Raw genomic sequence first — 20,332 nt, forward strand, 5'->3', positions numbered from 1 at the left:
AGTTCCTCTCATTCTAAGAAATCAATCAAACGTAGAACTTCTAAAAGATCCCTCGTATCTACATGACAAGCTATCTCTGTTTTTACGACCTCTTTGGCACAAAATGCAATACCACGTCCTGCTGACTTTAACATCAAGAGGTCATTGGCACCATCACCGATGGCAATCGTTCTTTCTTTGGGAAGTCCTAATTCCTTTCTCCATCTCTCAAGAGTGGCTTGTTTTTCTTGGGCTGTAACAATTTCACCAACTGATTTTCCTGTTAAAAAACCGTCTTTGACTTCTAACTGGTTGGCAGAGAAATAGGAGATACCAAGGGATTTTGCTAATCTCTCAACTATTGGTGCAAATCCACCAGACACTAGACCGACTAGAATACCCTTCTTTTGAAGTATGGAGATAAATTCTTGAGCATTCTTGGACAGATGAATGGATTTGAAGACAGTATCAAAGACCGAAACCGGAAGACCTTCTAACAAAGCCACTCTCGCTCGTAAACTTGTTTCAAAGTCCAGTTCACCTCGCATTGCCTGGCTTGTAATCTGCGATATTTCTTCTTCGCAACCTGCTTCTTTTCCTAAAAGATCAATCACTTCTTCTGCTATCAGGGTGCCGTCAACGTCCATGACACACAAGCCTTTTACTTGAGACATAAACTTTCCTTTCTAAACAGCCCAAAAATCGTATGAAAGAATCATACGATTTTATCTATTAGTTGACTAAACTATGGTACAAGTCCAGGTAAGATTTGCAGGCTGTATCCCATGAGAAATCGCATTCCATAGCTTGTTTTTGTAGATTTCTCCAAACGTCTGGCTGGTTCTTATAAACATCCAAGGCTGTTTGGAAACTCCAGTTAAGCCAATAAGGTGTTAAATTATCAAAGCTAAATCCAGTACCAGTTCCTTCGATTGGATTGAAGGATTGAACTGTATCTCTTAGTCCACCAACCTCATGAACCAATGGTAGAGTTCCATAGCGCATCGCCATCATTTGAGACAAACCACATGGTTCAAAACGACTCGGCATGAGGAAGAGATCACAAGCTGCGTAGATTTCTTGAGCAAGTTTGACGTCAAAAGTGATATTTGCTGATAGCTTGTCTGGATAGACTTGTGCAAACCAAGAGAAAGAATGTTCAAAAGCTGGGTCACCTGTTCCTAAAAGGACTATTTGAACGTCCTCCTGTAAGAAACGATGCAAGCTTTCTACAACAACATCAAAACCTTTTTGGCGCGTCAAACGAGAGACAATCCCAACTAGAGGAACATCTGCTCGTACAGGTAACCCAACTCTCTCTTGCAATTTTGCTTTGTTTTGAGCTTTTCCAGACAAATCTTCTTTATCAAAATGATAGTCTAAAAGTGGGTCTGTTTGAGGATTATAAAGATCTGCGTCAATACCATTAACAATACCTGAAACCTTACCTGACTCCATGCGAAGAATCTGGTCCAAACCGCAACCAAACTGACTGGTCATAATCTCGTGCGCATAGCTAGGGGAAACGGTTGAGACACGATCCGCGTAGAGAATACCTGCTTTCATCCAGTTGAGACAATCATTCCAGCGAAGCGTTCCATCAGCATAGCGTTCAAATCCAACACCGAACAAATCCCACAACATTCCTTCAGAAAATTGACCTTGGAATTCCAAATTGTGAATGGTTAAAACGGTTCTGATTCCTTGATAAGCTTGAATCCAATGGTACTTTTCTTTTAACAAGAAGGGAATCATGGCTGTGTGGTAATCATGAACATGGAGAAGGTCAGGGATAAAGTCGATGCACTCCATGGCCTCAAGAGCAGCCAGTTGGAAAAAGGCAAAGCGTTCACCATCGTCAAAATCACCGTATACATGACCACGGAAGAAATAATATTGATTATCAATGAAGTAGAAAGTAACGCCATTCAAAACCGTTTTCTTAATACCACAGTACTGTCTACGCCATCCTACACTAACTTCAAAGTGGAGAACATCCTCGATCTGGTCACCGAACTTAGCTTCTACCATATCATAATAAGGCAAGAAAACTGCAACTTCGTGCCCCGCTTTTACAAGTGATTTGGGAAGTGCGCCAATGACATCGCCCAAACCACCTGTTTTTGAAAAGGGTGCTCCTTCTGCCGCTACAAATAAAATTTTCATGAATAAATGTCCTCTGTTACTGTTTCACCCTTCTTCACTACAACTGGATGTTCTGCTGTGCCTCGAATGACAACACCGTCCGCAACCTCAACTCCTTTGTCTAGAATTGCATATTCAACCTGGGCACCTTGCCCAATCACAACACGAGGGAATAAAATGCTGTCCTTCACCACACTATCTTTGTGAACATAAATGTTACGAGATAGGACTGACTGAACTACTTCACCCTCAATGATACTACCAGAAGCAAACTGAGAAGTACTTACTTTTGAAGTATTCGCATAATAGGTTGGTTCTTCATTCTTAACTTTTGTATAAATCTTTTGATTTGGTGAGAAGAGAGAATAGAACTTTTTAGATTCAAGCATATCAATATTTGCTTGATAATAGGACTGAACAGAATGAATGTTTGCTAAGTAACCTGTGTATTCGTAAGCAAAAGCTCCTTCTTTTACAGCTAAATCGCGAAGAACATAGCGCAACTTTTCAGGATATTCCTTCTGAGCCTCTTCTTCAAGTCGTTCAATCAACCAAGGAGTGTCCACAACAAAGATATCTGTAGACATGTTGAAGAGTTCATCTGTAGATTTATTATCAAAGAGTTTGTGCGAACGAACATGGTCAGTTTCATCGATTTCCAAGATAGCATTCACATCTGAAATGTCTTTCTTTGGAAGTTTCTTATATACAACTGTGATCGGACCATTTGTTGTATTGTGTAGGTGGAAGACTTGATTCAAGTCAATATTCACCAGCACATCGCAGTTAATCGAAACGGTTTGGTTTGAACCTGAACGTCTCAAGTAGGTGAGAAGCTGTTGGTAATACTCTTTTCCAACTGTACTGCTTTCAACACGAGTATTGTAAATTCCTAGATAGTAGTGACTTAGAAGGGTTGACAAGCCCCACTCACGACCTGAACGGATATGGTCGAAAACTGAGCTGATATTATCTTGTTGGAAAATACCAAAGATACTACGAACACCTGCATTTGCAAGACTGGAAAGGGGGAAGTCAATCAAACGGTATTTCCCACCGAAAGGCAAGCTAGCCACCGGACGGTGTTCTGTTAACGTTGACATATCATGAAAACCAACTGTGTTTCCTAAAATGGCTGAATATTTATCAATCTTCATCTGTTGCTACCCCCACTACTTCATTGTATCCTACTACTTGTACTTCGTCCGTTCCGTCAATCTCTACGCCGTCAGCAATAATGGCACCCTCACCAATGATAGCACGAGTAATCTTTGCGCCATGGCCAATAATAGCTCCGCTCATGATGACAGAATCAACGACCTCAGCGCCTTCACGTACTTGTGCTTCTGTTGAAAGAATCGAACGTTTTACAGTTCCATCTACAAAACAGCCATCCACGACCAATGAATCTTCAACGTGTGCATGCGCACCAAAGTAGTTTGGTGGTGAAATCAAGTTTCTAGAGTAAATTTTCCACTGACGATTGCGACTATCCAAGGCGTTTTCTGGTGAAATGTACTCCATATTAGCTTCCCAAAGTGACTCAATCGTACCAACATCTTTCCAGTAGCCATTAAATTCATAAGCATAGACACTTTCACCAGACTCGAGATAGTTAGGGATAACGTTCTTACCAAAGTCCGACATATCCACATTACTCTTTTCAGCAGCAACAAGCATATTGCGAAGCCGTTTCCAGTCAAAAATATAAATCCCCATAGAAGCCTTTGTAGACTTAGGTTGAGCAGGTTTTTCTTCGAATTCAACGATACGGTTATTGGCATCTGTATTCATGATACCGAAACGGCTAGCTTCTTTGAGCGGTACGTCTAGGACAGCTACTGTCAAACTGGCATTATTATCCTTATGGGACTGAAGCATATCATCGTAGTCCATCTTGTAGATGTGGTCACCAGAAAGAATCAAAACATACTCAGGATTAACACTGTCGATGTAGTCAATGTTTTGGTAGATAGCGTGACTAGTCCCTTCAAACCAACGGTTTCCTTCGCTGGCTGAATAAGGTTGTAAAATAGAGACACCTGAATTGATACCATCCAATCCCCAGCTAGAACCATTTCCGATATGGTTATTCAAAGCAAGAGGTTGGTATTGCGTAATCACACCAACATTATGGATTCCAGAGTTTGCACAGTTGGAAAGAGCAAAGTCAATGATACGGTAGCGCCCACCGAATTGCACTGCCGGTTTGGCAATGCTTTGAGTGAGTTTTCCGAGACGTGTTCCTTGCCCACCCGCAAGGATCAAAGCTAGCATTTCATTCTTCATTTTCTACTCCTTTATAAAGACATGTGAACGTTAAAATCGAAAGAAGGTCGGAAGTCAAACTTTTTTATAAAAATAATAGGAAATCCATTTCTCTTGTGTTTAAGTCCAATACAAGTACATCCGTTTTTAAAATCTAAAAAATTATAATCAACAGCTCATTATTCTTTTTTCTTAGCTGGTTTCAAACGACGCTTGATCTTCCAGATGCTTGCTCCCATGGCAGGCAAGGTAAAGGTCAAAGTCTGCTCATAATCTTTCCATAAGCCTTCTTGAGTCTGAACTGTTTGATTGTGCTCTTTCCACACACCTCCCCATTCTTCTAATTCTGTATTCCAAACTTCTTCGTAAATACCTGCAACAGGTAAACCAATCGTAAAGTCCTTACGTTCAACTGGTGCCATGTTAAAGACACAGACTAACATTTCGTCCTTCTTGCCCTTACGAATAAAGGAGAGAACACTCTGATCTCTATTATCAGCATCGATAATCTCGATACCGTCATAACTAGTATCAATTTCCCACAGACAACGATGGTCTTTATAGAATTGATTCAGTTGTGAAGTGAAATGCTTCATCTTGGCATTCATCGGATCTTCTAGATTAGACCACTCCAACTGCTCCTCAGACTTCCACTCGAGGAATTGCCCGTACTCACTACCCATGAACAAGAGTTTCTTACCTGGATGACAAATTTGATAGGTGTAAAGATTGCGCAAACCAGCGAACTGATTGTAGCGATCTCCCCACATCTTATGCATCATACTCTTCTTACCATGAACTACCTCATCATGTGAGAAAGGTAGGAGATAGTTTTCATTGAAAACATACATAAAGCTGAAAGTCACAAGATTAAAGTCATACTTGCGATAAATCGGATCTTCCTCGTAGAAACGGAGAATATCGTTCATCCAGCCCATATTCCATTTATAGTCAAAGCCAAGACCACCCATTTCTTTCATGCCAGTAATCTTTGTCGCTGATGAACTTTCTTCTGCAATCATCATGATATCTGGATGAGCTAACTTAATCACTGTGTTCAACCGTTGAAGGAAATAATAACCCTCATAGTTAAGGTTTCCACCGTCTTTGTTTGGAGTCCAAGGAGCATTATCATAATCTAGATACAGCATATTGCTCACTGCATCGACCCGAATACCATCTAAGTGGTAAAAATCAATCCAAAATTTAATACTTGAAATCAAGAAAGACTGGACCTCGTTTTTCCCGAGGTCAAAATTCAGCGCACCCCATCCGTAGTTATGAGCCTTGTTGTGGTCTTGGTATTCAAAAGTTGGTGTTCCATCATAATATGCCAACGCATCATCATTAATAGTGAAATGGCCTGGCACCCAGTCTACGATAACACCGATGTTATTTATATGACATTCTTCAACGAAATCTTGGAACTCCTCAGGTGTACCATAGGAATGTTCAAAAGCAAAGTAGCCCATAAGCTGATAGCCCCAGCTCAATCCAAGTGGATGAGCCATTAAAGGCATGAACTCAATATGTGTATAGTTCATCTCAACCAAGTATGGAATCAACTCGTCCTTCAGTTGCGAAAAAGTATAGGGACTACCATCTGGATTTCTCTTCCAAGATCCTGCGTGGGCCTCGTATATATTAACTGGTCTCTCGAAAAATCCCAAACGTTTGCGACGTGCTAGCCAAAGACCATCTTTCCATTTCTTTTCACGGATATTGGTCAGAACTGCTCCTGTACCCGGTCTAGCTTCAAAATAAACTGCCAACGGATCAATCTTCATAATCTGGTGACCATTAGCACGCGTGATATGATATTTATAAATCTGACCTTCCTGAGCCTGACTGGTAAAGACTTCCCAAACACCTGCTTCATTACGAACCATAGGAATTTGATTCTCAACCCAATTAGTAAAATCCCCAACTAGATGAACTGCTTGTGCATTTGGTGCCCAAACCCTAAAGGTATAGCCTATTTCTCCGTTTTTCTCCTCTCTATGCGCTCCTAAATAATGCTGGAGGTGAAAGTTTTCACCTGTAGTAAAGGTTCTTAATGCTTCTTGATTATTCATTCAATCCCCTTTCTTTTGTAAGCGTTTTCTATAATTCTATTATACACTCTTTTAAGATAACTTTCAAGTAATTTACGAAGGAAATCATATTTTTTTATGAAAGCCTTCAAAAAATTACCTAGCATTTTAAAAAAGATATCCAGAAAATAGAACACGAAACAATTTCCATATATTTTTTTATTATAATACCAGAATATTCGTTTTTTATCAATTTTCTACTGTATTTTTTTGAAAAAAACAAAACCAGGAAGTATTTTTCCTGATTTTATAGATTATCTCACATCAAAAACAACGGATTTAACATTTGTCATCGCTTCGATACTATATTTAATTCCTTGAACTCCTGCACCAGAACCTTTTACACCAAGGAATGGGAAATTATCTGGTCCACGTTGTGTTTTATTGTTAATATGAACGGTACCAACTTCAAGTTTTTCAGCAATTTCAAATGCCTTCTTAAAGTCATTTGTAAAGACTGAAGATTGAAGACCGAATTCTGATTCATTAGCAATTTCAAGTGCTTCATTAGCATCTGCAACTCGAATAATTGGGAGAACAGGTCCAAATGGTTCTTCCCAGGCTAATTTCATATCTCTTGTGACATAATCAAAAAGTCCTGGCCAAATGAGATTATTCTCACGTTTGATTGGGCTGAGTGCTTTGGCTCCTTTTTCCTGAGCATCTTCAATCAATCCCCAGATGAAATCAGCTGAAGCATTATCAATAACAGGTGTGATATCTGCATTGTCAAATGGATCCCCGACTGTTAACTTAGCAACTTCAGCTTGGAGCAATTCAGCCAATCTGTCTGCTACGCTTTCCACAACCAAAACACGTTTGATAGCGGTACAACGTTGACCAGAGTAGCTAAAGGCACCACCTACGATTTGCTTAGCTGCATTTTCTAAATCTGCATCTTCTAAGACAATTGCTGCATCTTTCCCACCAAGCTCCAGCATAATCGGGCGCATACCGGCTAAACGACCAATACGCTCCCCAATCGGTGTTGAACCCGTAAAGTTAATGAAATTCACTTCCTTGTGTTCGATGATGTAGTCTCCGATTTCAGAACCACGTCCAGTGATGGTGTTAAAGACACCTGCTGGGATTCCGGCTTCGTCAAATGCTTTAGCCAACAAGAGACCAGAAATAGAGCCTTGTGTTGGTGGTTTGAACATAACGACATTTCCTGCAATCAAAGCCGGAGCAATCTTAGATCCAGAAAGGTTTACTGGATAGTTAAATGGCGCGATAGCTAAAACGACACCAACTGGCTCACGACGAACAACGGCTAGCTTGTTTTTACTTGCAGCTTCAAAACCGCCACCCTCCATTGCTTGTCCAGTGATACGGAGACCTTCCTCAGCAGCAAAACGAATCAATTCTGCTGTACGTACTACTTCTCCAATGGCTGCTTTAATTCCTTTTGCAACCTCTTTGGCAAGAATGGTACCAATTTTTTCTTTATCACGTTCTAAAATGTCTGCTGTCTTATGTAAATAGGCTGCACGCTCAACGGGTGCTAAATCACGCCATGCTGGTAGAGCTGCACGCGCAGCTTTCATCGCCTCATCTACTTCAGCCTGACTCATAGCAGGTACTGTACCCAGCTTTTCCTGATTGATGGGAGAATAGATGGCAATTTCATTCTCTGATGATTTCCATTTTCCATTCACTAAATTCTGATAATTTGTCAAATTCTCTTCCTCCTGAAAATGATTAAACCTTATTTTATCAAATTTTCAGAAAATTACAACCCCTTTTTGGAAAATATTGATATTTTTTTCACAAACTTGACTCTTCAAATTATTTGAAATTTATTCCTATTAGATATTGGTTTTTCAACAAAAATCAAAAAAGGTCTAGTTTTAACTAAACCTTTTTGCTGCATTTACTATGAAAGTACCTTCAAGACTGCAACGCTGATATCATCAATCACATTAGACTCTTTAGAACGACTATTGGACACCAGCATTTCAAGGTTTCCTGCATTTTCAAAGTAGAAGGAAGTTCCTTTAGCATTGAATACCACCAATAAGTGCTCTGCTCCACCGTGAATCTCGTAAACAATCCACCCACTATTTTCAGCAGCTGTATGGACAAAGACATGACGATAAACTTCTTCGTATGTAGGATAAGAGAAAGCACGCCTTTGTGTTTTTAGGCGAATAATCTGGCGAATAAAGTCAATGCTCTCTTGTCTCTCATTGATTAAATCCCAGTTGACCTGGTTGACACTATCTGGAGCATTGTAGCTGTTCATGGCCCGTTCTCTATCTGCCGCAGTCAGCTCGCCATTTTCTCCAGTAGCAAGGAGTTTGGTGCGGCCAAATTCTTGCCCCAGCTCTATAAAGGACATCCCTTGCATAAGAATGCTCATGGCTGTTGCTGTCTCAACCTGACGCATAATCTTATCTGAACTGTGATCTGGATGAAGGGTTACTAACAAATCATGCAAGTTGTAATTATCATGGGCTTCTACATAGTTAAGAACTTGGTTTGGACTAAGATATGAGCCCAACTCTCGGCTACCAAGAATAGCTTTGGCTACAATCGGTTCTGTAGCTGCACCACTAACAAATCCTGCCTTGATTGAACCATAAACTTCTCCTCCTTTGATGGCATCACGCTGATCATCATTGAAGAATCCAATATTTGGCATCTGGTAGGCATTGTCCTTCTTGGCCTTGTCATAAGGTGCAAGACCGGTCCCCATATCCCAACCTTCTCCATAGGTGATAATACGTGGATCAACTTCATCAAGTGCCCAACGAATTGCCTGCATGGTTTTGACATCGTGAATTCCCATCAAGTCAAAACGGAAACCGTCAATATTGTATTCTTTCACCCAATAAAGGAGTGAGTCAATCATATACTTGCGGTACATTTCGTGTTCGCTTGCGGTTTCATTTCCAACACCTGTGCCGTTTTGGAAGGTTCCATCTGGATTCATACGATAGTAATAATCAGGAACAGTTGTTTGGAAAGGTGCATCGACCGTTGAAAAGGTATGGTTGTAAACGACATCCATAATGACACCGATTCCCGCATCATGATATGCCTGAATCATGGTCTTGAGGTCTCGAATAACCTGTCCAGGATCATTTGGGTTACTAGAGAAACTTGGTTCTGGCGCATTGTAGTTTTGAGGGTCATAACCCCAGTTATAGGTTACATTTCCGTCCTCGTCGTATTCCTTATGGCGATCAAAGATTGGTTGGAGCTGAACATAATTACAGCCGAGTTCTTTGATATAGTCAAAGGCTGTTGCTTGCCCATACTGATTAACCGTTCCAGTCTGGGCAGCCCCAAGGAAAGTTCCTCGAAGATTTTCTGGAACTCCAGATGTCGGCGATTTTGTAAAATCACGAATGTGCATCTCACAGATAACGGCTTTACATGGATTTTCCAAACGCCAAGGAGCGTCTGTCCCATGTTTGACTTTAAATCCTTCTACTTGTCTATCTTGCTGAGAGAGGATTACGGAACGTTTTCCATCAGGACTTGTAGCGATAGTGTATGGGTCTCGTGTCAAGGTCTGGTGGTGCGGAAACTCAATCTGATACTGATAGGCTTTACCTGCAAGATTTTCATCCAGGTCTACACTCCAAACACCAATGGTATTGTATTTATGACTGTATGAATAGCTATTCCCTCGCTTTAGATTAAAGGTTTTCCAAATCGGCGCGTCGTTACTTGTATTTTCATAAACGACCACTTGGACTGCTGTAGCGGTTGGAGCCCAGAGTTTAAAGCTTGTCTGGTAGTCTGAGATACTATAACCTAACTCTCCTTGATATCCCCAATGATGATCGAAACTTTCACTGTGAAAGGCTTTATCAAAAGCAAACGGGTTTCGATCTTTATAGCAAGGACTTGCAATAGCTGGATTTTCAGAATAATAAACCGTCTCATCACCATCTAATATCCAAACCTCAGTCAACAGTGGATAATAGTTAAACCGTAGGAGATAGTCTTTTGTTTTTCCATCAATTTCGACAGAAAAGGTCAAAGTATCGAGCGTTTCTGCACTTGTAACTGTAAAGGAGAATTTTGCTCCAAAATAATCATTTTCATAATACAAATTTTCTTTAACATCTGCCTGTTTTCTACTGAATGAACAAGCATCATAATCCCCGTTCTTTCGGTGAAAATGGATGACTACAGGGTATCTATACATTTCTTTTCCTAATTCCTAATTTTAATTTTTAAGTCATGCTGAAGAATTTAACGGGAATTTCAGCACAATAGAGAATAGCTTTAATAGATATAAAAACACATCAGGAGAGATAGTTCCAGACTATCTGACATCTATTTTTCAACTATTCTTTACAAACTTTCTAGCCAGGCCTCATCTCGAACTTCGATACCAAGTTCTTGTGCTTTTTGGAGCTTGCTTCCTGCATCTGCTCCTGCTACGACAAGATTCGTTTTCTTAGATACACTGCCTGTTACCTTAGCTCCCAGACTTTCGAGTTTGCTTTTTGCTTCTGAGCGCGTGAGACGTTCCAATTTTCCAGTTAGTACAACTGTCAAACCTGACAAGGGCACATCCACTACTACTGTCTGTCCTTTGTAGTCCAGATTAACTCCAGCTTCTTTCAACTCGTCTAAGAGAATCTTAGACCCTTCTGTAGCAAAGTAAGTCTGAAGACTTTGCGCAATTACACTACCCAAGCTTTCTATACTTGCCACTTCCTCTGGATCAGCTTGAGCTAGATTTTCAATAGAGTGGAAATGTTGGAGCAAGAGTTGGCTAGCCTTGCTTCCGACATGGCGAATTCCCAGACCAAACAAGAGGTTTTCAGCAGAGTTTTCCTTGGATGCTTGAATGGCCTGATACAGTTTAGAAGCAGACTTTTCCTTGACACCTTCTAAAAGGAGGAAATCATCTTCTTTCAAACGGTAAATATCTGCCACATCCTTAACCAGATTAGCAGCAAAAAGCTTTTCGACGATAGATGGACCAAGTCCTGTAATATTCATGGCGTCTCGAGAAGCAAAGTGAATCAAGCCTTCCATGATTTGGGCAGGACAACGAGGATTGATACAACGAAGAGCCACTTCATCTTCAAAATGAAGCAACTGACTGTCACAGCTCGGACAGTTAGTCGGAATATCTAGTTTCTCTTCAGAAACACGCTTGGACTCTACCACACGCAAAACAGCAGGGATGATATCTCCAGCCTTATAAACGATAACTGTATCATCTTTGCGGATATCTTTTTCAGCGATATAATCTACGTTGTGAAGAGTTGCACGGCTTACGGTTGTGCCAGCAAGCTGAACAGGTGTTAGATTGGCAGTCGGGGTCACAACACCCGTACGACCTACTGTCCAGTCAACTGAAAGGAGTTGAGCTTCTTTTTCCTCAGCAGGAAATTTATAAGCTACTGCCCACTTAGGCGCTTTAACGGTAAAGCCAAGCTCTTCTTGACCTGCCAAGTCATTGACCTTGATGACCACCCCATCGATATCGTAAGGCAGTTTCTCCCGTTCTTGTCCTACTTCTTGGATAAAATCCCATATCTCATCTATACTTTCAGCCAAGATTCGTTTAGGATTAACTACAAAACCAAGCTGTTCAAGATGCTCCAAGACTTTTTCTTGACTATCACGAGTAGAAGGGCTGGCTTCTTGATAGAGGAAAGTCGCAAGATTGCGTTTGGCCACTACTGCTGTATCCAGCTGACGGAGGGTTCCTGCAGCTGCGTTACGAGGATTAGCAAATTCAGGCTCTCCATTTTCTTGGCGAGCTTGGTTGACCTGGTCAAATGAAGCGCGTGGCATGTAACACTCTCCACGAACAGTGATATCAAGTTCTTCTGGCAAGGTCAAAGGAATGTCCTTGACACGCTTGAGGTTCTCTGTGATATTTTCACCAACAGAACCATCCCCACGTGTCGCACCGACTACCAAAATTCCCTTTTCATACGTAAGCGAAATAGACAAACCATCGATTTTCAGCTCACAAATATAGGTCGGTTGGGGTAATTCCTTTCGAACACGCGCATCAAAAGCTTCTAACTCTTCACGTGAAAAAGCATCCTGCAAACTGTATAGAGGATACTGATGACTGTATTTTTCAAAACCATCTAAAACCTTACCACCAACACGATGGGTCGGACTGTCCGCTAAAACTTGATCTGGATAGGCGGCTTCCAATTCGACCAACTCTCGGTAGAGGCGATCATACTCACTATCTGAAACCGAGGGATTGTCACTCGTATAGTACTCAATCGCATAGCGGTTAAGTAGGGCAACTAACTCATTCATTCTTTCATTCATAATCCCATTTTACCACAAAGCAAGCCCTCCTCACAATAGAGAAGGACTGAAAAATGATTCGTAGTGAAATATTTTCTAAAAAAAAGAAATTATAACTCTTTTTTAAAATGACTTCGCACGTAAACAAGGGAGAAACAAGACAGGATGATAACACCGCTTCCAATTATCAGAAAAGAAGAGAGATGGACACTTGGCAGCACTGTCATAAAGCCTTTTGCAATCGGCATAAATAGGATGGCTAAGGTAAAAATTGTGCTTAGGACTCTCCCCAAGTATTCCCCCTCAACCTTGGTTTGCACCTGAGTAAAAAAGTGAATGTTAAATATCGTCATAAACAGTTCACAAACTAAATTTCCAGAAAAGGAAAGAAAAGTTGGCAATGGTAACCCCATCATAAAAACCCCAACTCCAGTCAAGGCCAATAGAATCAAAAGATTATAAACACCTGCCTTTATTTTGCTAGCTAGAAGAGCTCCGATAATCGAACCAATAGCGCCCATAGTCAAAATAGTTGCATAAGCTCCTTCTACCCCGTATAGATGATTTGAAAAAGGGAGGAGAAATTCAAAAGCTGCAAAAAAGAAATTAACACTCGAAGCTACTACCAAAAGGAAAAAGATCTCTTTCTGGTGCCAGATATAGCCAAGTCCTTCCCTCATATCAGCAAAAATATTTTTCCAGCTGAAAGTCTTTTTCTCTTGTTCCTGAGTCTCTTTTTTTGGGAGAAAAGCTACTAAGGTAAATGCGATGAAAAAACTAATGGCATCTAAAACGAGCGTCATATGGAGACTGGCAAATTGTAAAACGAGAAAAGAAAGCACCGGAGAACTGACTCCTACAACCTGTAAAACTAACTCCAAGCGAGAGTTATAGGTCACAATCTCGTCTTTCTCTACAACCTCAGTTATAATGGCTTTGTTAGATGTACGAGAAAATGCAAAGGCAACCGCCTGAACAATATTTGCGAAGATCAGAGCAGCAATCATCAAGCTATCATTTCTGATGAAAGAAATAGCTAAGCAAAGAACGCCACAAATTAAGTCTGTCGTCATCAAAATTTTGCGACGCGAAAAGCGGTCTGAAATCACTCCGCCAAAGGGATTGACTAGAATCGATGTAACCAACTCAGAAATCTGGTAAATCCCAAGAACAGTCTGTCCTACCGTTCCCATTGATGCTAACCAAACACTATTTCCATAATCATAGAGCATATTCCCTATCTTATTAATAGCCCCACGACTAATCAACTGGATTGCATGTCGATTCATATAAAAAGCTCCTCTCAAATTTTGAAACTATTGTATCAAAACTGAAAGGAGTCTCTTTATTTTTCCCTTATTTGGGAAATTTAAGCATTTACAAATTTTTCATAATGTTCCTGATAGTAGGCCACTTGCTCTGGAAGTCCAAGTACATCAAAAATATGCATGGCTTCCTGCATCTGACAACAACCTTCTTCTTTCAAGTCTCTCTGGTAGAGGGCAAAACCTTTGAGATAATGGAAGATATTGCGCTCATAAAGCTTGATACCATTTCCAATCAACTTCTCCACATAGGCCTCAAAATAGTCCGCATTCGCAAAGGATCGATTTTCCAAACAATGCTGGTAACAGTTAAGAGCTAAAATCAAAACGAGTTTACGATGCCGACCAATTTCCTTGTAGTACTCTTCTCGCTCCATAACTTCTCTGCCAATCCGAGCTACATAGTCCACATTGTAGAAAGTATAGAGATTACCGAAAAGAATCAACTCATACATAGTCCATTCTTCTGTTTGAAAAAGATAATCTGCTACCTTTTCCAAATCACTCTGACTCATCCTGTAATGAGCATCTCTTTGACAAATCAGACCTTGTAGCAGAATCCAATTCAGCTCAAAATAGAGGGGATTGGTCGAACTCTTTGCTTTCTCAAGCTGTTCCTTTTGAAGCTTTTGAAAACCTGCAATATCATTTGAGTAGTAAAGCGGAATAATCTGTGCCATCAAGGCAACATGTTCATGATTTTGAAAATCTCTAGCCTTGTCCATGAAATTTTCAATAGTCACATGAATATTGTCCAAAATCTCAAAGAAACGAGAAACTGCTAGATCAGACTCCCCAAGCTCGAAGCGAGATAACTGAGAGGTTGAACATGATTCACCTGCCGCCTCTTTTAAGGAGTACTTCCCACTTGTTCGAAATTCACGAAATACCTTTCCAAGATGTTCCATTTCTTACACCTGCTCTGATAATTCTTCCCACTCAAGCATAGCTTCTTCTTGACGATGGCTAATTTTGTCCAGTTCAGCCTGCAATTCCATGAGCTTTTCAGCATCGTTGGTTTCCAGCATTTGTTCAGAAATGGCTTGACTTTGAGTTTCTAACTCTTCAATTTCAGCTTCTAGATTTTCGATTTGTCGCATGAGCTTACGGGCTTCTTTCTGACTTTCTTTCTGAGCTTGGTAGTCATTAACTGGACTTGTTTCTTTTGCTTGATTACTAGTTGAAGCTTCTTTTGTCTGAGTCATTTCTACTTCTGCTTTCTTTTCAACATAGTAGTCATAATCTCCAAGGTAGAGGGTTGAACCACTCTCGGACAATTCCAAAACATGAGTGGCTACACGATTGATAAAGTAACGGTCGTGACTGACAAAGAGCAAGGTCCCATCAAAGTCAATCAAGGCATTTTCCAACACTTCCTTGCTATCAATATCCAAGTGGTTGGTTGGCTCATCCAAAATCAAGAAGTTATTGTTTTCCATTGAAAGTTTGGCAAGAAGCAAACGAGCTTTCTCGCCCCCAGACAGCATGCCTACTGATTTCTTAACATCATCACCAGAGAAGAGGAAGGCACCAAGGCGGTTGCGGATTTCAACTTCTGGTGTCAGTTTAAAATCATTCCAAAGTTCATCCAGAACAGTATTACTTGCTGTTAGCTTACTTTGAGTCTGGTCATAGTAGCCAACCTCAACATTGGCACCAAAACGCTTCTCTCCCTTGATAAAAGGGATCTGGTCTACTATTGACTTGATAAAGGTTGACTTCCCAATGCCGTTTGGTCCGACAATCACAACAGCATTCATCTTACGGAGGTCTAGGTTGATAGGTTCTGACAGTATTTCCCCATCATAACCAATAGCTGCATTTTCAACTGTCAAGACAACATTACCAGATGTTTTTTCCGACTGGAAGGTCATGTTGGCTGATTTCTTGCCAGCTTCAGGCTTGTCCAAACGCTCCATTTTTTCTAGTTGTTTACAGCGAGATTGAGCACGTTTGGTCGTTGAAGCTCGGACTAGATTGCGATTGACAAAGTCTTCTAGAGCAGCGATTTCCTTTTGTTGCTTTTCATAGTTTTTTGCCTCAGTAGCTAGCTTTTGCTCCTTCAACTCAACAAAACGAGAATAATTGCCCACATAACGATCCAAGGAATGCTTAGTCAAATCCAGTGTAACCGTCGCAACCTTGTCCAAAAAGTAACGGTCGTGACTGACAATAATGAGGGCACTGCTATAGTTCACCAAGTAATTCTCTAGCCAGGCAATGGTTTCAATATCCAAGTGGTTGGTTGGCTCGTCCAAGACCAAGAGATTGGGCTTTTCAAGGAGCATTTTAGCCAGTGCAAGACGAGTATTTTGACCACCTGAAAGCTCAGCAATTTTCATCTGCCACATAGACTCGTCAAACTTGAAACCATTCAAGATAGCGCGGATATCAGCTTCGTAGGTAAAGCCACCAGCCTGGCGGAAATTCTCTGATAAACGATCATAATCCGCCATCAGTTTATCTAAATCTTCACCAGACTTTTCACCCATCTCCAACTCCATCTGACGCAGTTGTGTCTCTGTCCGACGCAAGTCATCAAAGACGTGAAGCATTTCATCGTAGATGGTATTTTCAGACTCAAAACGGCTATCTTGGGCTAGGTAAGACAGAGAGATATCTTTTTTCTTATTGATTTCTCCACTAGTTGGCTCCTCTTCCCCAACCAAAATCTTTAAAAGAGTAGACTTACCTGCACCATTTTTCCCAACAAGAGCAATTCGGTCTCGTTCATCTACCTGCAGATTAATATTATCAAAAAGAACCTCACCAGCAAAAGATCGTTCAATTTTATTAGCTTGTAAAATAATCATATCTCTATTTTACTATCTTTTTCTCTTTTGCACAATTGCAACGAAAAAAGTTCGAGTCATAAACTCGAACCTTTCATCTTAGTATCCAATGCCTCCACGGAATGTGCGAGCCATATCTTTCAATTCATAGTTTTTAGAAGAGGTATCGATGGTCCATTTTCCATCTTTCTTAGTCATTTTAATTTCATAACCCTCTTTCTTCATGTTATCACTAGTGTCTAGAGGAGTTGAATCAAATTGACTTGGTGCATTTTCTAAAATGTATTTTTCACCAGCCTTCATAGCTTCTGAGTAGTTGCTATATTTACCTTTGTTTTCTTCGTAGAATTTACGGCTCAATTCATAAACATTCAAGTTATCCAAGTCGATTGTTTCTGGTCTAACATAAACAACAGCATAGTCTGGCAAGTATGTCTTCACCTTGTAATCAACTTTTGCTCTCTTAGCATTTGCTTTGATGTAAGCATCTGCGAATGTTCTAAGTTCTGAATCAGACGGTTTGTAGTTATAGAAGCCTTTTCCGAACGATTCTGTAAATTTCTTGATAAACTCTTCTTTATCAGCTTTCGCATCGTTTGTGAATTCAGCACTATTATCAGAAGATTTTTTATCATCAGTAAGCGCAACAACTTGTGACTTATTATCAGTAGCACTTAGGTTCGTTCCACCACCAGAACTTTCCCCATTAAGGTAAACAGCATCGACATATTTTTTCATTACATCTTTCGCTTCATCAATATTGTCTTCATACTGACTTGGATCCACCTTGATTGCTACATCGTTATTCTTTTTAGAATTTTCTTTGATGTCATCGTAAAAGCTAGGTGCAAAGTGAAGTTCATACTTAGCATTCTTGTCTACTTCATACACTACATAACCAGCAACACTCTTTCCTTTAGAAAGTTTGTCTCCATATGACATAAATTTCGTTTTACTGTCACTTTCATAAACTTGAATTGGTTGTAATTTTTCATCTTTTTCATTATAAAGCGTGATATCTTGGCTAGTAAAACTAAACTGTTTATCGCGATTGTTCTTGATTTCGACTTGAAGTGCAAGGTATGTTGATGATGACTCCTCATCTTTAGGCAATACATACATACCGTCTTTTACAGAAACCTCAAAGTTAGAGTTTGAAGCTGTACCATTGTCGCTTGCTTTTTTTTGAGCTCCACAGGCAACCAGTGCTAAAGCTGACAAAAGCAAGGCAGAATGTTTAAGAATTTTTTTCATAATGGATTCTCCTTTAATGATTTACTATATTTTACCATACGTAGAATAAAAATCAAAACAGAAACCAGATATTTTCAAAATATCTTAAATTTATAGAGTTTTACATTAAATTTTTCTATCCGTTCATTTGATACATTAAAGGATTCTTTATAAAAAGAATAGAATATAACAATATTTTTGATTTTTTTCTTCAACAAACCTACAAAATGAATCATAAACTTTCATGTTATAAAGAATCTAATAATTAATTTTCATCGCTAACTTAGTATAAGTAAGCACAGTCCCCACCATTTTCCCGTTAAAGTGCATAAGTAAATTTCCTACATTTTAAGTTATGCTAACGTTTTACTAAAATGTCAAATCGTGATATAATGAAAGCGATTAAAGCAAATAAACAAAGGAGACACTCTATGACTTACCAAGAAAATTATCAAAAATGGCTCGATTTTGCTGATCTTCCAGACTACCTTCGTCAAGATTTGGAAAATATGGACGAAAAAACTAAGGAAGACGCCTTTTATACCAATCTTGAATTTGGTACTGCTGGTATGCGTGGTTTGATCGGTGCTGGTACAAATCGTATCAATATCTATGTTGTTCGTCAAGCAACTGAAGGTTTGGCTCGTTTGATTGAGTCAAAAGGTGGAAATGAAAAAGAACGTGGTGTAGCAATTGCCTACGATAGCCGTCACTTCTCACCTGAGTTTGCCTTTGAATCTGCGGCAGTTCTTGCCAAACACGGTATCAAATCTTACGTATTTGAAAGCCTCCGTCCCACTCCAGAACTCTCATTTGCAGTTCGTCACCTCAACTGTTTTGCAGGTATCATGATTACTGCCAGCCATAACCCTGCTCCATTTAACGGTTACAAGGTTTATGGAGAAGACGGTGGACAAATGCCTCCACACGATGCGGACGCTTTAACTACTTATATTCGTGGAATCGAAAATCCATTTGCTGTGGAAGTTGCTGATGTGGAAGCTGAAAAAGCTTCTGGCTTGATTGAAGTCATTGGCGAAGCTGTTGATGCAGAATACCTTAAAGAAGTTAAGGACGTAAACATCAACCCAGCCTTGATTGAAGAATTCGGTAAAGACATGAAGATTGTCTACACACCACTTCATGGTACGGGTGAAATGTTGGCTCGTCGTGCTCTTGCTCAAGCAGGATTTGATTCTGTTCAAGTTGTTGAAGCACAAGCAACTGCAGATCCTGACTTCTCAACTGTGAAATCTCCAAACCCAGAAAGCCAAGCTGCCTTTGCCCTTGCTGAAGAACTTGGTCGTCAAGTTGGCGCTGATGTTCTTGTGGCAACTGACCCTGATGCTGACCGTGTTGGTGTTGAAGTCCTTCAAAAAGATGGAAGCTATCTCAACCTTTCAGGTAACCAAATCGGCGCTATCATGGCTAAATACATCTTGGAAGCACACAAAAATGCTGGAACTCTTCCTGAAAATGCTGCTCTCTGCAAATCAATTGTATCAACTGACTTGGTAACGAGGATTGCTGAAAGCTACGGCGCAACCATGTTCAACGTTTTGACAGGTTTCAAATTTATCGCTGAAAAAATTCAAGAATTTGAAGAAAAACACAATCACACTTACATGATGGGATTTGAAGAAAGCTTCGGTTACTTAATCAAACCATTCGTACGTGATAAAGACGCCATCCAAGCCGTTCTTGTCGTTGCTGAACTTGCTGCCTACTATCGTTCACGTGGTTTGACACTTGCTGACGGTATCGAAGAAATCTACAAAGAATACGGTTACTATGCTGAAAAGACTATCTCTGTAACTCTTTCTGGTGTAGATGGTGCTGAACAAATCAAAGCCATCATGGCTAAATTCCGTGACAATGGTCCGAAAGAATTTAACGCTACAACAATTACTGTTGTAGAAGACTTCAAAGCACAAACTTCTACTGCTGCTGACGGTACCGTAACAGCCTTGACAACTCCTCCAAGTGATGTGTTGAAATATACACTTGCTGACGGTTCGTGGATTGCAGTTCGCCCTTCAGGTACAGAACCAAAAATCAAATTCTACATTGCTGTTGTGGGTGAAAATAATGAAGAATCACAAGCTAAAATCGCTAACATCGAAGCGGAAATCAATGCGTTTGTAAAATAAGAAATTATAAAAGATGAGACCAACCAATCTCATCTTTTTTTCGTATCAAATCTAAGCATTTTTAGAAACTTTATGGCATACTAGACTTATCAATGAAA

13 protein-coding genes are annotated in these 20,332 nt (G+C 40.1%); 1 reads left to right on the top strand and 12 read right to left on the bottom strand.

Annotated elements, in window-relative coordinates:
* Window positions 1-8: 8 nt before the first annotated feature.
* The 12 genes from serB to O3652_RS02695 all read right to left on the bottom strand — a co-directional run bounded on the left by serB (window position 9) and on the right by O3652_RS02695 (window position 18,105).
* Complete coding sequence (gene serB / locus O3652_RS02640) at window positions 9-653, bottom strand: phosphoserine phosphatase SerB (protein ID WP_125413083.1); 645 nt, start codon at window positions 651-653, stop codon at window positions 9-11.
* A 58-nt stretch (window positions 654-711) separates the two neighbouring features.
* Window positions 712-2,145 carry a glycogen synthase GlgA gene (gene glgA / locus O3652_RS02645; RefSeq protein ID WP_125413084.1) on the bottom strand — a complete coding sequence of 478 codons (1,434 nt, stop codon included), beginning with the start codon at window positions 2,143-2,145 and terminating at the stop codon, window positions 712-714.
* Window positions 2,142-3,281, bottom strand: coding sequence for a glucose-1-phosphate adenylyltransferase subunit GlgD (glgD, locus tag O3652_RS02650; RefSeq protein WP_049520334.1), 1,140 nt, complete (start codon window positions 3,279-3,281; stop codon window positions 2,142-2,144). The genes glgA and glgD overlap by 4 nt, the downstream gene beginning before the upstream one ends.
* Window positions 3,271-4,413: a glucose-1-phosphate adenylyltransferase gene (locus O3652_RS02655; protein ID WP_000787250.1), complete on the bottom strand. Its 1,143-nt coding sequence runs from the start codon at window positions 4,411-4,413 to the stop codon at window positions 3,271-3,273. The genes glgD and O3652_RS02655 overlap by 11 nt, the downstream gene beginning before the upstream one ends.
* A 158-nt stretch (window positions 4,414-4,571) precedes the next feature.
* The gene (glgB, locus tag O3652_RS02660; protein WP_049478222.1) at window positions 4,572-6,467 is read right to left on the bottom strand and encodes a 1,4-alpha-glucan branching protein GlgB; all 1,896 of its coding nucleotides are present in this window, start codon (window positions 6,465-6,467) and stop codon (window positions 4,572-4,574) included.
* Window positions 6,468-6,739: 272 nt separating this feature from the next.
* Window positions 6,740-8,164, bottom strand: a complete 1,425-nt coding sequence (locus O3652_RS02665) for an NADP-dependent glyceraldehyde-3-phosphate dehydrogenase (RefSeq protein ID WP_125413085.1) — start codon at window positions 8,162-8,164, stop codon at window positions 6,740-6,742.
* Window positions 8,165-8,361: 197 nt separating this feature from the next.
* Entirely contained in the window at window positions 8,362-10,647 is a 2,286-nt protein-coding gene (pulA, locus tag O3652_RS02670; RefSeq protein WP_125413086.1) for a type I pullulanase, read from the bottom strand.
* 149 nt (window positions 10,648-10,796) lie between these two features.
* Window positions 10,797-12,755 carry an NAD-dependent DNA ligase LigA gene (gene ligA, locus O3652_RS02675; protein ID WP_125413087.1) on the bottom strand — a complete coding sequence of 653 codons (1,959 nt, stop codon included), beginning with the start codon at window positions 12,753-12,755 and terminating at the stop codon, window positions 10,797-10,799.
* A gap of 89 nt (window positions 12,756-12,844) precedes the next feature.
* On the bottom strand, window positions 12,845-14,023 hold the full coding sequence (locus tag O3652_RS02680) for an MFS transporter (protein ID WP_371590039.1): 1,179 nt from the start codon (window positions 14,021-14,023) through the stop codon (window positions 12,845-12,847).
* Between the two features lie 80 nt (window positions 14,024-14,103).
* The gene (locus O3652_RS02685; RefSeq protein ID WP_215804695.1) at window positions 14,104-14,967 is read right to left on the bottom strand and encodes an XRE/MutR family transcriptional regulator; all 864 of its coding nucleotides are present in this window, start codon (window positions 14,965-14,967) and stop codon (window positions 14,104-14,106) included.
* 3 nt (window positions 14,968-14,970) lie between these two features.
* On the bottom strand, window positions 14,971-16,872 hold the full coding sequence (locus O3652_RS02690) for an ATP-binding cassette domain-containing protein (RefSeq protein ID WP_371590040.1): 1,902 nt from the start codon (window positions 16,870-16,872) through the stop codon (window positions 14,971-14,973).
* 78 nt (window positions 16,873-16,950) lie between these two features.
* Window positions 16,951-18,105 (bottom strand): DUF4352 domain-containing protein, encoded by a 1,155-nt coding sequence (locus O3652_RS02695; protein WP_125413091.1) that lies wholly within the window; start codon window positions 18,103-18,105, stop codon window positions 16,951-16,953.
* A gap of 410 nt (window positions 18,106-18,515) precedes the next feature.
* Here O3652_RS02695 and O3652_RS02700 point away from each other — a divergent pair, with 410 nt between their 5' ends.
* The gene (locus O3652_RS02700) at window positions 18,516-20,234 is read left to right on the top strand and encodes a phospho-sugar mutase (RefSeq protein WP_125413092.1); all 1,719 of its coding nucleotides are present in this window, start codon (window positions 18,516-18,518) and stop codon (window positions 20,232-20,234) included.
* The last annotated feature ends 98 nt before the right edge of the window (window positions 20,235-20,332 follow it).

Source organism: Streptococcus sp. 27098_8_23 (assembly GCF_041432195.1).
Taxonomy (GTDB): domain Bacteria; phylum Bacillota; class Bacilli; order Lactobacillales; family Streptococcaceae; genus Streptococcus.